The sequence below is a fragment of the Coriobacteriia bacterium genome (assembly GCA_018368455.1).
Lineage (GTDB): Bacteria > Actinomycetota > Coriobacteriia > Coriobacteriales > UMGS124 > JAGZEG01.
This window is the reverse complement of record JAGZEG010000005.1, coordinates 60,415-75,414: the sequence shown is the minus strand read 5'-3', so window position 1 is coordinate 75,414 and position 15,000 is coordinate 60,415. Positions and strand designations below refer to the sequence as shown.

Genomic DNA, 15,000 nt, shown 5'->3' with positions numbered 1-15,000 from the left:
CATCGCCCCGTCTTGAGCACCAGGGAGACGACGCGCTCCCCGTCGGCGCCGAGCGCCTTCAGGACGGGGGACAGGCCGAGGTAGCAGACGAGGTGCCCGGCGACCCGTATGGCCCCGGACGGGAGCGCCTCGTAGCTCCCCTTGCCCCACCGCCCGTGCGAGCGGATCGCGCCCTCGACCCTCTCCCTGGCCCGGTCATCCAGCCCCCTATCCAGGAGGTCGGGGGGCGCCGGGAGAAGCTCGTCCCCGTCGGCTCCCAGCCAATCCGCGGGGGAGCCCGCGCAGGCGGAGGCCGCCCTCTCCCCCCAGGGCCCGGACCCCAGGCTCGAGGCGCCCCGGCCAGCGACGGGGGCGCCGGGCCGGCTTCCGCATGCCCCCCTGAAGGAGGCAAGCTGCCGATCCGAGAGGATCCCGCTCCTCTCCAGGGCGCCCCACTGCCCCTCGTCCTCCGGGGAGTAGCCGGAGACGAAGAGGTCCCGCACGATGATGCGCGGCATGGCCTGGAGGAACCACACGACGAGGGCCAGGGGGGCGACCGCCTCGACCACGGAGAGCAGGCTCGCGGCGACGCCGTATGGGTCGAGGTACGAGCCCGCGGCCCAGAAGAGCAGGAGCAGGGCCAGCATGGCGGCCACGTACTCCGCGGCGGGGCGGACGCGACCCTTAAATAGCAGATAGTACGGGCCGAGGAAGAAGAACCCGACGTAAGAGTACGAGCAGTCGCGCAGGTTCCCCGTCTCCTGCGCCTGAGGTCGGGCCACCGCCAGCGTTGCCTAGCGTCGAGACGAACCCCTGACTACTTCCACAACCAGGCAGACGCCCCTTACCCCAGACTCCCCCACCTCCCAGCGAACGGTGAGGCCGTCCAGGGGCGCCGAGTGCCCGCCCTCCCCCTGCCCGGGGGCCAGGATCTCACCAAGCACCTGCCCCCCATCAAAGCCGCAGCCATTTAGAATGGAGTCAAGCCCAACGCCCCGTGCGTCGTAAATATTTACCCACACCTCGCCGGGGGCATCATCCAAAGAGTAGTCAACTCCCTCCCCCAACCCCCGGGCGGCCATCTCTGACAGTAACCTTTTCAGCAGATCCGCGCCCCCTTTCCCACCGCAGCAGTCCTCTCGGTCGCCGCCTCCCCCCGACACGTCTCCCCCCGCGCCGTGAGCGTAGGCCTCGTAGTAGGAGTCCAGCTGCCTTCCCTCGAAGATGCCGAGGGACCCCAGCACCCTCCACCCGACGTCGCTCGACGGGGCGTAGCCGGACACGAACAGGTCGCGTGCGAGGATGCCGGGGAGCTTCGCGGTGAACCAGACGTGCACGGCGATTAGAACGGCGTATGTTAGCGGCCCCAGCTCAACAGCGCCGCCAGACGACGTGTAGAAGAGGAGGGAGGACAAGACCCACAGGGGATAGACCAGGGCCGTGCGAAGCACCCCCGCCGCGACCCAGCAGGCGGCCGCCGCGCACAGCAGCATCAGCACCAGGCGCACCGCCGCCCGGACCGCGCCCTTCCACAGGAGGTAGAGGGGGCCCGCCAGCAAGAAGGCGACGCGCGACCCTACCGGCGAGAACGCCCACTCGCGCATGTCCCCGTTGACCGGGTTCCGGAACTCGACCTCGTAGCTGTCCATGCGACCCTCCAATCGCGAGCCCAGCCGGCACCGACGCGAGGACGGCCAGGGCCCGGGCGCTTCCCAGGAGCCGGCAAGGCCCTCCCCGCAATCCCCGCGAGCATAGAAGCACCCCCGGCAAGTCCCCCTCGGGCGCGCGGAAACGCCCTCCCGCCTGCGGCATTTCCCAAAGCGATGTCACCAACGCCGGCTTTCCCGTAAAAAGAGACATCGGCGAGTGGCGCCGGACGCACCCAGGGGGAGGTGGCGCCGGCCCCCCGGGCCGGCCAAAATCGCCTCGGTCATGGTCCGGGTGGGAGGGGGCAGCATGTTCGACGCGGGCGAGTTCGAGGGGCTCGAGAGGGAGCTCGCCAGGTGGATCGTCGCAGAGCCGTTCGTCTGGAAGGAGATGAGCGAGGGCCGGATGGCGGCCGAGCTGCGCGCCCTCGCGGGGGCGGCCGGAGCCGGCGCGGCAGGCGGGCGGGGAGGGCCTGGGCTCCTGCCGGAGCGCCCACAGACGAGAGCGGGGCAGAGATATGCGCATGGGCAAATAGGGCGAACCCCCCGCTCCTCCGAACTCGGCTAGCCGCTTTAAAGTGGATATGCTCCGCCCTGCGCGACCATCCAAGGCCTCCCCTACTCGGGAGAAAACTTTAGGAGAAAACAAAACGCGCCCGTCCGAAAAACACGGACAGGCGCATAGGTATTATAAAAAGCATTTAGCTGATTTGACAGTTCATATCCAAGGGTAGAAAGATTCCCGACGGTGGTCGGGCTATTTTTGATAAGTCAAAGAATGTAAAAATATGTCGATATAAAAAAGACATGGCGATACCTCCTTAATACCACCATATTTCTAAAAAAGGGCGACTTTAATACACCGTCAGAATTTCTAATTTTAAAAAGAAAAACGGCGGCTTTGATTATCTGTTTTCAAAACCGCCGCCTTTGTCGCCATTCTAATGTATAAACTGCGGCTTTGACGTTAAAGTTACATCTGCATTTTTGATATTACCGTTCCTATATCCTCCTCAATACAAATAGATTGCTTTTTTATCTGCACTGGTGCAAATGCTTCTGAAAGATTGACACAAGCATAAGTGGCGTTAGGATTTTGATAGGTCATTTTCCAAAATGGATATTTTATAATAACCGGCGTACTGCTACCGACACCCAATTCCAAATACAAAATGTGTAATCCATGATGACGACGCACGAAATCTTGATACCGTCCGGCTGCTTCATGCCACCCCTCATCTTCTACAAATGTATCGTCTGCCCGTAAATTCATGGACATGGGCGCACCACATACAGGACAATGAGGTACTAATTCACTAGGGATTTTCATATTTTTCTGTTTATCAACCATTTCTTTTGCAATGATTTCATTGTCATAGGTCTTTTGACAGCATGGCTTAGAGCATTGCCAAAGACCATAATCCCCTTGCGTATAAAATAATTTGTGCTTATCAAATCCAGCCTTTTGAAAGCAATGGTCAACATTTGTTGTAAGCACAAAATAATCCTTTTTATCTACCAGTTTCAAAAGGTTTTTATAAACAGATTTCGGTGTATCTAAATAGCGGTTAATGTAAATATACCGGCTCCAATATGCCCAATGTTCTTCCAATGTGTCAAACGGATAAAAACCGCCGGAATACATATCGTGAAATCCGTATTTACTGATGAAATCGGAGAAGTTATCTTCAAAGCGTTTTCCTGTATAAGTAAATCCGGCAGAAGTCGAAAGTCCGGCTCCGGCTCCAATCAGAATAGCGTCTGCTGTGTCAATTTCCTGTTTTAAACGGATTAGATTATCGGAGCAGACGTTTATAGATTTCGTAGTCGCTGTCCTTGAAAACATTGAAAACCACCTCCAATTCAGTTTGATTTTCCTGTTGGCACTCCTTTACTGTCCGTATAGCGATTTCTGCCGCTAACTCATTTGGGAAATGAAACTCTCCTGTTGAAATACAGCAAAATGCAAGGCTTTTCAAACCGTAGGCGTCTGCAAGCTCTAAGCAAGAACGATAACAGCCCGCCAATAGTTTGCAGTCTGTTCCGGTTACTCTGCCATAAATGATAGGACCTACTGTGTGCAATACATATTTACATGGAAGATTATACGCTTTTGTTATCTTTGCTTTTCCAGTAGGCTCTGCTGACTTTTGTGCCGCCATAATGCGGGAACATTCTAGGCGAAGCTGTATTCCGGCTGCGGAGTGGATCGCATTGTCAATGCAGCCATGACAGGGAACAAAACAACCTAACAAAGCATTATTAGCAGCGTTCACAATCCCATCCGTTTTTAATGCGGTAATATCGCCTTGCCATAAATAAATTCCCTTTTGGACAGGGGAGAGGTCTGCAAGAGAAACAAGATGTTTTTCTTTTAGTTCTGTCTGCAAATAAGCGTCCTGTATGTTTAGAAAATCTTTCCCTATGTTTTTAGGTGGACGGATATTCATTAAGGAACGCAGAAATACCTTTTGTTCCGTTTCATTATCCGGCACTTCTATTTTTTTCAAATCTTCATTTTCACTTTTTAAATAACGAATGAGATAAGAGCGTCGTTCTTGCTGCGTCATATCGTCCTCCTTTCTACCGCCTGTTCCGGGCAGATTTCTTTGCACTTCCCGCAATGTAAGCAATGTTCCTGTTGTATTTGGAACGGTCTTTTGCTAATGTCAATGCACTGTTGGGGGCATATACGGAAACATGATTTACAGCCACTGCATTTTTCTGTGATATAAAACAAAGTTGTATGGTTTTCCATTCCACCAAAAGAAAATTTTTTACGAGAGATTGGCTTGCTGCTTAAATCAAAAAACTCTCCATTACCTTTGTATATTTGAAATACTGTCAGCGCAGAGCGGCTTTCCCTATTCGGATAAATCTTTTCCATGTAGGGATTTTTAACAAAAATCTCATTTAGGCGTTCCTGTCCGATTTCACGCACTTCTCCCCGCAAGGTAATTGACTGGCTGTGCATGGTATCGTTTCCTTTCAGTCCTGTTAGTGAGATAACAGGCTGCCTTTTTAGACGGTCATAAAATGCTTTCCCTTTTGCTGTCAAAAAGTACAATCCATAACTATCTGCCAACATAACATCAATAACGCAAGTAACAGGAAAATTTTTTTCATCTGTTGTCGCAAAGATAACAGATTGAATATCCTTTTGTAAAATCTGCAAATATTTCTCTGCGCTCATGTTATTCCTCCTGTGAAAAGCCCCCTACCTTTCCGGCAGAGGGCTTTTCGTATGTTTGATTATTCCGCTACAACAGAAATTCTCTGCTGAATATGATTACCTTTTACCGCTTCGTCAACCATAGCGACTGCATAATCTGCATAGCTGATGACGCTCTCGCCTTTGGAGTTCAGCGTCAATTCCTCGCCGCCCAGAATGTATTTCCCAGTTTTTGCTCCGTCAGCCTGAAAATCTCCGGCGGGGCTTACATACGTCCACTTTACATCATTTCTGGTACGAAGTTCTTCTAACGCCTTACCCATATTAGCAGCCAGCGGCTTAAAGATGTCGGGGAAGTCTGCACCGTCCATTACCTGTACGGTATGCTCCGGGTTTACATACAGGCTGCCCGCTCCGCCGACAACCAGAAGTCTTGTGTCCTCGCCGCTCACAAGGTCACAAAGATGTTTCAGAGAAGTGCTGTGCTGCGGCAGCGTTTCCGGCGTCCATGCCCCGAAAGCGTCGATTACAACATCAAAGCTCTCCAAATCAGAAGCGGTAAGGTCGAACAGGTCTTTCTGGATAACCTTTTCAGCGGCGGATTTATTTTCGCCCCGCACGACTGCGGTAACATCAAGCCCTCTGTCCACGGCTTCCTTTACAATCAGCTTTCCCTCTTTGCCATTTGCACAAATAACTGCGATTTTCATAGTGTGATTACCTCCATTTTCTTCTATTGCGGCTTTTTTTACCGCTTGTAAGATTACAATATATCCGTAAAGCAAATTCGTAAAGTAAGTACTTTATTGTGCTGTAGTTACAAAAAAGAAACTATTGAAAGGAAGTGGTAAAATGCAAACAAAGAAAGAGTTGCCAGCTTGCCCGGTGGAAACAACACTGATGTTGATTAGCGATAAATGGAAAGTTCTTATTTTACGCGATTTATTACCCGGAACAAAGCGTTTTGGAGAATTAAAAAAATCCATCGGTAATGTTTCGCAAAAGGTATTGACTACTCAACTTCGGGATATGGAAGAAAAGGGGCTTTTAAACCGTCATGTGTATGCTGAGGTACCGCCACGAGTGGAATATACTTTGACGGATTTAGGCTACAGCTTGAAACCGATTTTAGACGCAATGTGGAATTGGGGCGAAGAATATAAAGCGAAGAACGCATAATTAAAATTGATGAAAGAGGAAGCACTGGTTTATTGAGTGCTTCCTCTCTTTTAATAATTTTACAGGCAGAGAAGCATCCGGAACGGGCCATCGTCATTTTGGCCCAGCAAGCCGCGGAGATCCTGAACGTGTCGGCCAGACATGTCGCCCGGCCCTGCGGGTACAGGCAAAGCGGGGCCGGGCACTTCAATAGGCTCGCAAAGCAAGTCTGATGACTGGAAAGGATTCGATGACGACATGGGTAACGCCCCTGATGTAAATTCTAAAAAAGGCAAGTTCGAAGCGAAGGGAAGAAGCCCCACTCCCCCGCAGGGCATCAGAAGGGGCGCCGCGCACGCCCCAATGTCATGGAAAACGAGGACGTCCAAGCCCTTGGGCTAAACGCGGAAACTCTCTCTGGCAGGCTCAAAGCAGCCGTAGCCGAGTCCGGCAAGAGCAAAGAAGAGATAGCGAAGCTTCTCGCCGAGGCGATGGGGAGAGCTAGCCTGTCGACGGGGAGCATCAATCGCTACCTCAACCGACCGGGAGAATACCTTTGCTCGGAGTACGCTGGACCGCTTTGCAAGGCCATCGGCGTTGAGTGGATCGACGTGCTCAAAGGCGAAATTGGACAGGAAGGCGTAGCAGCCAAGTTCGAGAGGCTGAGAAAAGAAGCCGCGAAAATCCTTCGGATCTACATGGCGCTAGGCCCCGACGGCCAAAACGTGCTCCTTCGAACAGGCGTCGCACTGCTCAAGTCTGGGCACACCCAAGCGGAAGAGATCGCCCTAGAGTGCATTCGTGATGGAGACCCAGACGGGGACGACTACCTGCTGGCCTGCGAATCAGACCGAAAGCGCGCAAAGAGAATAACCCCGGACTCCTCAGAGTGCGAGTATGACGACCTCGGCTGTCCGAGCCAGGACTCCCTCGCTATCGGCGAATGGCTTGCCCGCAAGGCGCTTGGAGAAGATGACCCCGACATCTCGAGCTTCTCTTGGAGCCGCCCCAAGGGCCACCGGCTGCATGGGCGGCCGCACAAAGATGAAAGAACCGTGGAGAAGCCGCCTTCCGGCCCGGACGAGTAAAAAAAAACTTTTAGGACATTTTATCGCCCTGTGAAGGCCCTAAATGTACCCCAGCACAGGGCGGCGCTGCGACCTCGGAGCAGAAGCGAACATTATGCCCCCGCATCGAAGGGCAAAATGTTCGCCCCGCGGTTCACGCCGAAAACGCAGGGCTTCACACAGGACGTCTTCTATCGATATTCTCCTTATCGACCTGCAGGTCATAGCATCAAGAAATGAAGAATGATGTTGATAGGAGATATATGGATAACGACGTTTCATCATTGGACGGAGCTCTGAAGGCCGCCGAGCACGGCTTCTCCGTCTATGCGATGGTCAGCTGGCCGGCCATTAACGGCAATGCCAAGAAGACGCCGCCGTCGGGGCGCCACGGGCGCAAGGAGGCCACAAAGGACCCGAGCGAGATCAGGGCCACTTGGGGGGAGCATCCAGACTGGGGTGTCGCGGTCGCCACAGGGCGCCTGAGCGAGGGGCTCGTATGTCTGGACCTCGACACGAAGGAGGCTCACGGCCGCGGGCAAGACGGCGAAGAAGCACTCTCGGAGTGGTGCAGGCAGGAGGGGCTGGAGCTGCCGGAGACCGTGAGCGGCAGCTCCCCCTCTGGTGGGCGCCATCTCTTCTACCGGGTCTCGAACGGCCCCATCCCAAAGACCCGCACGGGAATCCTTCCCAACGTGGACTTCCTCGCGGAGGGCGGGGGCGTCATCATCCCGCCCACCCGCGGGGCAAACGGCATGCCATACACCTGGGATCCGGGACATTCACCCCGGGAAATCAAGATTGCCGAGCTTCCGCCGGAGATCCTCGCCCTCGCGAGCAGCTCCAGGGCACACGCCGAGAAGGCGTCTGAGCAAGGCGGGCTGTTCGAGACCGTTCCCGAAGGTAGCCGTAACTGTCACCTCTACTACGGCGGGCGCGCACATCGGAACTCGGGCGAGAGCGACGAGGCCGTCTCGACGTGGATACGCGAGGAGAACCAAGCCAGATGCGTGCCTCCGCTCGGCGCCGACGAGGTGAAGAGCATAGAGAGGAGCGTCCTGTCGAGAGCCAAAGATGGGTCCAGCCGCAAGGATAAGCCCAGCGCCCCTCCGACGGTAAGCGAAATCTGCGAGTATCTGCGCCAGGACTTCGACGGCTTCGCCTACAACAAGCTTGAGCGCTGCATATTCAAGACGGGCCCTCTGCCCTGGGGAGAGGAGTGTCCGCACGAGTGGACGGACACCGATGACAGGCAGATGTTTGCCGAGCTGCAGTCTAGGTACGGGGTGAAAAACCGCAAAGACGTCGAGGACGCCCTCGACATAGTCGCCAAGGAGCGCAGTTACAACCCCCTCACGGACATGCTCGATAGCCTTACGTGGGACGGAGAGGAGCGCGCGGCAAGCATACCTGCTTTATTGCTCGGAACGGGCGATACCGAGTACACCCGGTCCTCCTGGGGGCTGTTCATGAGGGGAGCCGTGGCGCGCGCCTATGAGCCCGGCTGCAAGTTCGAGTCCGTCCCCGTGCTCTATGGCGCCCAGGGCATAGGGAAGTCCACGCTGCTGAGACGTATGGCAATGAGTGACGGCTACTTCTCGGACTGCCTAACGGACCTCGGCAACCCCGAGCAGTGCGCCGAGCGGCTCCGAGGCAAGTGGATTGTCGAGATTCCCGAACTGTCCGCAATCAAGGGACGCCAGGTAGAGGCGGTGAAGTCCTTTATTAGCCGGCAGGATGACAACTTTCGCGACAAGTACGCCAGGCGCACGACATCGAAGCCACGCATGTGCGTTCTGGCGGGCACAACCAATTCTCGACCAATCATAAACGACCTGACGGGAGGGAGGCGTTTCCTGCCGATCGAGTGCGGGGTGGCCGAGCCCGCGGTCAACGTAAACTCGCCCGAGGCGACCGCAATCATCGAACAGGCCTGGGCAGAGGTCGTTCACAAGTGGAAGGAGGGGATTGATCGAAGGCTCTATCTCGACAAGCACGAGGAGGCCGTGGCCGAGAAGATTCGCGAGGACTTCGCCGACGAAAACCCGGCCCTGGGCAGCGCGCGAGAGTACCTGAGCCGCAAGGAAGTCGCGGGGTCACGCGTCTGCGTCAAGATGCTGATGCGCGAGGCGCTCGGCCTCGACGAAGCCGACTGTCAGCGAAACCGCCGCCTCGCGGGCGAGCTTGCGGACTTTCTCGACTCAGACGCGCAATGCCCCGGGTGGACACGAATGAAGGGGCGCCAGCGAAGCACCGGCGAGCTGGGCGCGTATGGACCGCAGACGGTGTGGGAGTTCTGGGGCAACGAGAACAACGACTAGGGCACAGTCGCGGAAACACGGTTTCCGCAGATAGCAATGCCTTTACCAAAGCTTTGTTTCTCAAGTTTCCCATCATTTATTAATTTAGAAAAACAAACAATTATTTATATAGTGTGAATGAGTATTCAAAAAACCTTGGCAACGACGGCAACGAGGCAACAGGGGCGCACGCACCGCCCCCCTGCCAGCCCGCACCCCGCCGTTGCCTGGGACCAACAGCCAACACTCGAGGAGAAAAAAGTGGCTCAGTTTGACAGTGCTGGGATCATAGAAGAGCTGACGTTTGACGAGATAGCTCGCAGCCTAGGATACGTGAAAGCAGAGGAGGCGATGCCGTTGCCCGAACCGACACCCACCGTATCGGACGAACTCGCCCGCATGAGGCCGATGGTGGGCCCCAAGCAGGCAGCCGAAGCGCTCGGCATCTCCGAGCGAGCCGTGGTTGGCATGATCCACAGCGGCCGCCTCTCGGCGGTTCGCATGGGCAAGCTATGGCGGATTTCTCGCGACGAGGTTATGCGCGCCGCGGGCGTCGCGTAGGCGCGAAACCATTCAGAGAAGCCCCCGGAACACTCAAGAGGGCGAGGCGGCGCCCTTGGCAGAGTTAGCCGCTCCGTCCCCCGCTGAAAAGAGCGCACAGCGCTCCGCCCAACCATACTGTATGGCACTCCAGGACCGCCCGGGCCCGCGGCCCGGAGGGCTGGCGCGAGCGCTTCTGCGGCAATCCCCCACATTCCTGGCGACGCGCCCTACGGAAGTTCGGGCCTGGCGCGCCGCCAGACCGAGGCAGGTGGCCCCGAGCGTGCCCGTGGGGCTACGCTCCGTCCCGGCCGGCAAGCGGGCGCGTGTGCGCATCGAGGCAGACTAAGCTTGCGGCAGGCAAGCCGGCATCCCGTCAGGGGATGCCGGCCCCTCTCGTTTACGCCCGGAGCGATAGGCATAGCCGTCAAAGCCGCCAGGAGTAGCGGGAACGACCGCACTCAGCGCAAGGAAACCTAGCGGAGCCTTACGGCACATCCACCTATGAGCCGCCCATTTTGGTTTCGCGGTGGTTTCGCCGCATTCAATCTGAACTTGAATGTTTTGATCCGTTGGAAGAGAAATACCGCACTCTACCTGCGGTTTTGAGTGGTGCCCCCAACGGGACTCGAACCCGTGTTCCAGCCTTGAAAGGGCCGTGTCCTAGGCCGCTAGACGATGGGGACAGCCTAGATATGGCGCATCCTGCCGCTTAGCGGGGTCAGGATTGCAGCTCTCGCATAGTATCACATCGGGCGCATCTTCGTGCGGGCATTGCGGCATCCACGATTCCCACGGGTCACGCAGCAGGCGCGACGGCGGCCCGAAAGGATGAACCGCCGTCGCGCCCCCGCATGCAGGCCTACTCCTTGAGCCGCCGACGAATGGCCTTGTTGATGACCTTGAGCGCCTTAACGCGCGCATAGTGCTTGTCGTCGGACTCCACGACGGTCCACGGCGCGTACTCCGTCGACGTCAGCCTCAACATGTCGTTGACGCACCTCCGATAGAGGTCGTTCTTCTCGCGGTTGCGCCAGTCCTCGTCCGTGATCTTCCACCGGCGCGTCGGGTCGTCCTGGCGATCGCGGAAGCGCCTCAGCTGCTCGTCGGGACTCACGTCGATCCAGAACTTCACGAGCACGGCGCCCCACGTGCGCAAATCGTCTTCGAACTCGTTGATCTCCTCGAACGCCCGGCGCCACTCCTCCGGCCGCGCAAAGCCCTCGATGCGCTCGACGAGCACGCGCCCGTACCACGTGCGGTCGAATATCGCCGTGTGCCCCGTGCGCGGCAGATCGTTCCAGAAGCGCCACAAAAACGGATGTGCCAGCTCGTCGGAGGTTGGCGCAGCAATGGGATGCACAACGTACGACCGCGCGTCGAGCGCCGCTGCCACGCGCTTGATGTTGCCGCCCTTGCCCGCAGCGTCCCAGCCCTCGTATGCGATGATCAGCGGGATCCTGCTGCGATACAGTGCCAGCGACAGCTCCGATAGCTCGGTCTGCTCCTCCTTGAGCTCGCGAGAATAGTCGGCATCGGATATCGTCTTGTCGTAGGTCACATCGTCGAGCGACGGCACCTTCACGAGGTCAAAGCGAGAGGTCAGGTGCTTGGCCGAGCCGATGATGTCCCGCGGGCGCCGCACTGTGGGCGCCGACGCTCCCCCGCCCGTGCCCACCGTCGGCACGACAATCGACGGCGTCGCCATCGCCTCTTCGCTGGCATTGCCCTCACATGCGGAGGCAGCCGACGCAAGTACCGCGCCGAGCTCGGAGCCGACCGGCTCTCCCAGCGCCGTAGCAGCAAGGGCCGTCAACACGTCATCTGCGCCCAAGTTGCACGGAGGCACGGCGCCCGCGCCGTCCTTGAGCGCCTCGGCATCGCACGTAGCATCCATATCCGCATCTGACGAGGCAGCAACCGAGATGCTGACGGTCGCCGCCCGTGCCTCGTCGAGTCCGGTTCGCACGTCAGGCGAGACGTCCCCCGGCGCGCACTCGGACGCTTCGCCCGCCGCCTTGGGCGATCCCTCGCCAGCAGTCCCCGCATCATCGCGGCTTTCCGCCGACGCCCCGGCAGACGCTGAGTCTTTCGCCTCCTCCGTCACGGGCGGCCGATATTCGTGTGCCACGTCGCCAGCCGGAATGGGCTGCGACGTGTCGAAGCCGCGCGCCTCAAGGGCGGCTGTCATCTCGTCGGCCAGCGCCTGCATGATCTGCAAGTTCGCGTTGCGCTTGTGCAGCGCAGGAATAACGTGCCACGTGTCACCGCTTTTCGCGGAGCGCTCGAGCCAGTTATCGAACGTCTCGTAGTACTCGCCGTAGTGCTGCATCTGGCTAATGTCGCGCTCGTCGACCTTCCAGGCGGTATTGCGGTCGAGCATGAGGTCAACGGCGCGGCGGCGCTGCTCCTCAGCGGTGATGTGCAGGAAGAAGCGCACCATGAGATAGCCGTCTGCCTGAATCTGTCGCTCGAAGGCGCGGGCCGAGGCGATATGGCGCGAGATGCGTCGCTCCGCTCGCTGCCTGAGCACAGCGCGCGCATCGCGATCAAGCCCCGGGACGCTGTCGCCGTGGCGAACCTCCTCGATATACGCACGCGTCAGAGCGTCGTAGTATGCCTGGTCGAAGATCGTCATCGTTCCGTGAGCACCCAGACGACTCCAGAAGCGAGCCATGAACGGCATGCGCGACTCATAGCCCACCGGGTCTTCCGTCGTGTGGACTGCATAGAGACGCGGGTCGAGGTTGACGACAAGATCGGATATGCGCGCGCCCTTGCCCGAGGAGCCCCAGCCCTCGAACAGCACGACCGTACCCATGCCGACAGCCTTGGCCTGCTGTTGGAGCACCATGAGGCGCTCCTGCAGCTCGGCGCGGCGTCTTCGGTACTCACCGCCCGCGATCCGGTCCTCGAACGTCACTCGCTCCAGCATGGTGCCCCCTTCTCGCCCGCGATCCCTGGCAGTGCGCGCCACGCATGCCCGCAGGCACGCTCGCTACGCCTTGGTACCCATACTTTATGCCCGGCGCGACCATTTCGCACGCAACGGAGTGAGCTTTCGCGACCGAGAAGTCGCCTCGGAAGGCCAGAGCAGCCGCCAAAGGGGCGGTTTTGGCCAAAACCTGGCAGCTTTGCGAGCCGCTCTCGCCCCAACGGGCGCCCACGGATAGCGAGCCATATACCTGCCGCGAGAAAAACCCAGGTCGCCGCTTGCCCACCGGCTCGAGAGAGCCCTTCTGGCGGCAGTCCAGGGCGAGGACCCCTCACAAAGCGGGCGCATTTTGGCCACGGAGGCCCCTCGGAAGTCTGCTCTGGGGCTCCGGCTGCCTTCCGCGGAGGATCGGAGTCGCCGAGCACGGTCGATCCGGACGTGCCGACGCCTCCCGTAAGTCCCGGGAGCAAGAGCACCTAACCTCCAGCGCCCCAGATACAGAACGCCCCGGGAGCGCGCGTTGGACACGCACGTCCCCGGGGCAGCAAAACTCCGTCCAGCAGGATTACTAGGCGATCGGGTCGGCAGCGGCAGCCTTCTGGCCGGCAATGCGGCCGTTCACGAGGCAGTCAGCCGTGGCGCAGGAGCCGAGGCGGCAGGCGCCGTGCACACCACCGGTGACCTCGCCGGCCGCGTAGAGGCCCTCGATCGGGTTGAGGCGCACGTCGAGCACGCGCGTGTCGACGTCGGTCTTCACGCCGCCCATCGTGTGGTGCACCTTCGGCCACAGGCGCGTCGCGTAGAACGGGGCCGTCTCGATCGGCTTGGCGGTCTCGGGGATCGTCTTGCCGAACTGCTCGTCATTCTTTGCCGCCACGTAGCCGTTGTAGTCCTCCATCTGCTTGAGGAAGGCGTCCTTCGGCATGTTGAAGTGCTCGGCGACCTCCTCGAGCGTGTCAAACTTCCAGGACACGCCGTTCTCGAGGCACATCTCCAAGTTCGGGCGGCTCCAGTCGGGCACGTTAGCATCATCGATGACCTGGATCAGCGGCTCAGCGACCTCGAAGATGACGTCGCAGTAGCGCTTGCGGTCCGTGAGCTCGTTGACGCAGCGCTCGCCGGTCAGCGGGTTGATGCTGGGAGCGAAGCCAGCCGCGGAGTCGATCCAGGTCGGGCCAACGCCGTAGCCCTCCTCGTCAGGGCTGCACCAGGGGCCGCACTGGATCCAGTCGAGGTGCACGGTCAGCGCGCCGCAGTCCATGGCCGTGCAGAGGCTCTCGGCCGTCGCACCGGCGGCGTTCGTGCAGTCGACCGTCTCGTCGAGGCGCGGATCATGCTGCTTGCGCCAGTTGACGTCGCGGCCAAAGCCACCGGAAGCCAGGACGACGCCACGCTTGGCCTTGACGTAGAGCGGCTCGCCGGAGGTCGGGTCGTTGTTGGAGGCGCCCACGCGCAGCTCGGCGCCGATGACGCGGCCGGACTCGTCCTTCACGAGGTTGGCGAGCATCGTCTCGGTCTGGATCTCGATGCCCATCTCGGACAGCTTGTCGATGAGCGGCAGCACCATAGAGGCGCCGTGGGCCGTGACCGGGTGCAGCGTGCGCAGGATACTGTGGCCGCCGTAGGGGATGGGGTTAGCCTCGCCCGTCTCCTCGTTCATCTGCCACTCGGTGCCAAGGACGTCGCGCGTCCACTCCCACGTCTCGTTGGACTTCTCGGCGATGACGCGGCACTTCTCGACGTCGTTCAGGAACAGGCCGGCAACCTGCATGTCGTGGACGTACGCGTCGACGCTGTCCTCGATGCCCAGCGCCTTCTGGCCATCGGACATGCACACGGCGAAGTCGCCGTCAGCCACGAGCGAGTTGCCACCCGTGATGGCGAGCTTCTCGACGATCTTGACGTCGACGCCCGCGGCGCCGGCCTCGTAAGCGGCAGCGAGTCCGGAGTAGCCTGAGCCGATGACAAGGACGTCGCACTCCTCGTCAAACGTCACGTCCTCGGCGGCAAGCGCCGGCACGGGCTGGTGGGCGGCAAGACCCGCGACGGCGAGCGCAGCCGTCCCCAGAGCCGCACCCTTGACGAACGCACGACGACCGATCTGCTCCTGCATGATAGATCCCCTTTCGTTACCCGTTGGCATATCCCGTGAGTGTCATTTGCTTTCGCTCGGGCGGCCCGTGCGTCCCGTTGGGGCGCCCGG

Annotated in this window: 12 protein-coding genes and 1 tRNA gene; 5 read left to right on the top strand and 8 right to left on the bottom strand. The window is 59.0% G+C overall.

The features are described 5' to 3' along the window. Positions 1–773 precede the first annotated feature (773 nt). Positions 774–1,628, bottom strand: coding sequence for a hypothetical protein (locus KHZ24_04365; GenBank protein MBS5450431.1), 855 nt, complete (start codon positions 1,626–1,628; stop codon positions 774–776). Between the two features lie 307 nt (positions 1,629–1,935). Between KHZ24_04365 and KHZ24_04360 the strand changes: the two genes are divergently transcribed. Then, on the top strand, positions 1,936–2,193 hold the full coding sequence (locus tag KHZ24_04360; protein ID MBS5450430.1) for a hypothetical protein: 258 nt from the start codon (positions 1,936–1,938) through the stop codon (positions 2,191–2,193). Positions 2,194–2,598: 405 nt separating this feature from the next. Here KHZ24_04360 and KHZ24_04355 read toward each other — a convergent pair whose 3' ends face one another. The 4 genes from KHZ24_04355 to KHZ24_04340 are packed head-to-tail and all read right to left on the bottom strand — an operon-like array spanning position 2,599 to position 5,507. Then, on the bottom strand, positions 2,599–3,471 hold the full coding sequence (locus KHZ24_04355) for a Sir2 silent information regulator family NAD-dependent deacetylase (protein MBS5450429.1): 873 nt from the start codon (positions 3,469–3,471) through the stop codon (positions 2,599–2,601). Continuing rightward, a complete protein-coding gene (locus KHZ24_04350) occupies positions 3,422–4,195 on the bottom strand; it encodes a protein-ADP-ribose hydrolase (protein ID MBS5450428.1) in 774 nt (257 codons plus the stop codon). The genes KHZ24_04355 and KHZ24_04350 overlap by 50 nt, the downstream gene beginning before the upstream one ends. Further along, positions 4,192–4,818 (bottom strand): 4Fe-4S binding protein, encoded by a 627-nt coding sequence (locus tag KHZ24_04345; GenBank protein ID MBS5450427.1) that lies wholly within the window; start codon positions 4,816–4,818, stop codon positions 4,192–4,194. The genes KHZ24_04350 and KHZ24_04345 overlap by 4 nt, the downstream gene beginning before the upstream one ends. A 59-nt stretch (positions 4,819–4,877) precedes the next feature. Further along, complete coding sequence (locus KHZ24_04340) at positions 4,878–5,507, bottom strand: NAD(P)-dependent oxidoreductase (protein ID MBS5450426.1); 630 nt, start codon at positions 5,505–5,507, stop codon at positions 4,878–4,880. A 142-nt stretch (positions 5,508–5,649) separates the two neighbouring features. On the opposite strand from KHZ24_04340, the gene KHZ24_04335 reads away from it, so the two are divergent. The 4 genes from KHZ24_04335 (at position 5,650) to KHZ24_04320 (ending at position 9,883) form a co-directional block, all read left to right on the top strand. Continuing rightward, positions 5,650–5,976 carry a helix-turn-helix transcriptional regulator gene (locus KHZ24_04335; GenBank protein MBS5450425.1) on the top strand — a complete coding sequence of 109 codons (327 nt, stop codon included), beginning with the start codon at positions 5,650–5,652 and terminating at the stop codon, positions 5,974–5,976. A 347-nt stretch (positions 5,977–6,323) separates the two neighbouring features. After that, the gene (locus KHZ24_04330) at positions 6,324–7,043 is read left to right on the top strand and encodes a hypothetical protein (protein ID MBS5450424.1); all 720 of its coding nucleotides are present in this window, start codon (positions 6,324–6,326) and stop codon (positions 7,041–7,043) included. Between the two features lie 242 nt (positions 7,044–7,285). Beyond that, the gene (locus KHZ24_04325) at positions 7,286–9,343 is read left to right on the top strand and encodes a bifunctional DNA primase/polymerase (GenBank protein ID MBS5450423.1); all 2,058 of its coding nucleotides are present in this window, start codon (positions 7,286–7,288) and stop codon (positions 9,341–9,343) included. 240 nt (positions 9,344–9,583) lie between these two features. Then, entirely contained in the window at positions 9,584–9,883 is a 300-nt protein-coding gene (locus KHZ24_04320) for a helix-turn-helix domain-containing protein (protein MBS5450422.1), read from the top strand. 589 nt (positions 9,884–10,472) lie between these two features. Here KHZ24_04320 and KHZ24_04315 read toward each other — a convergent pair. From KHZ24_04315 to KHZ24_04305, 3 genes are all read right to left on the bottom strand, one after another. Beyond that, positions 10,473–10,548 (bottom strand) — tRNA-Glu (locus KHZ24_04315). Positions 10,549–10,724: 176 nt separating this feature from the next. Further along, complete coding sequence (locus KHZ24_04310) at positions 10,725–12,797, bottom strand: hypothetical protein (GenBank protein MBS5450421.1); 2,073 nt, start codon at positions 12,795–12,797, stop codon at positions 10,725–10,727. Between the two features lie 568 nt (positions 12,798–13,365). Then, complete coding sequence (locus tag KHZ24_04305; GenBank protein ID MBS5450420.1) at positions 13,366–14,910, bottom strand: flavocytochrome c; 1,545 nt, start codon at positions 14,908–14,910, stop codon at positions 13,366–13,368. Positions 14,911–15,000: the final 90 nt, after the last annotated feature.

Coding starts and splice junctions, on each gene's coding strand:
- KHZ24_04365 (MBS5450431.1), bottom strand. CDS start 1,628: ATGGACAGCTACGAGGTCGAGTTCCGGAACCCGGTCAACGGGGACATG.
- KHZ24_04360 (MBS5450430.1), top strand. CDS start 1,936: ATGTTCGACGCGGGCGAGTTCGAGGGGCTCGAGAGGGAGCTCGCCAGG.
- KHZ24_04355 (MBS5450429.1), bottom strand. CDS start 3,471: ATGTTTTCAAGGACAGCGACTACGAAATCTATAAACGTCTGCTCCGAT.
- KHZ24_04350 (MBS5450428.1), bottom strand. CDS start 4,195: ATGACGCAGCAAGAACGACGCTCTTATCTCATTCGTTATTTAAAAAGT.
- KHZ24_04345 (MBS5450427.1), bottom strand. CDS start 4,818: ATGAGCGCAGAGAAATATTTGCAGATTTTACAAAAGGATATTCAATCT.
- KHZ24_04340 (MBS5450426.1), bottom strand. CDS start 5,507: ATGAAAATCGCAGTTATTTGTGCAAATGGCAAAGAGGGAAAGCTGATT.
- KHZ24_04335 (MBS5450425.1), top strand. CDS start 5,650: ATGCAAACAAAGAAAGAGTTGCCAGCTTGCCCGGTGGAAACAACACTG.
- KHZ24_04330 (MBS5450424.1), top strand. CDS start 6,324: ATGGAAAACGAGGACGTCCAAGCCCTTGGGCTAAACGCGGAAACTCTC.
- KHZ24_04325 (MBS5450423.1), top strand. CDS start 7,286: ATGGATAACGACGTTTCATCATTGGACGGAGCTCTGAAGGCCGCCGAG.
- KHZ24_04310 (MBS5450421.1), bottom strand. CDS start 12,797: ATGCTGGAGCGAGTGACGTTCGAGGACCGGATCGCGGGCGGTGAGTAC.
- KHZ24_04305 (MBS5450420.1), bottom strand. CDS start 14,910: ATGCAGGAGCAGATCGGTCGTCGTGCGTTCGTCAAGGGTGCGGCTCTG.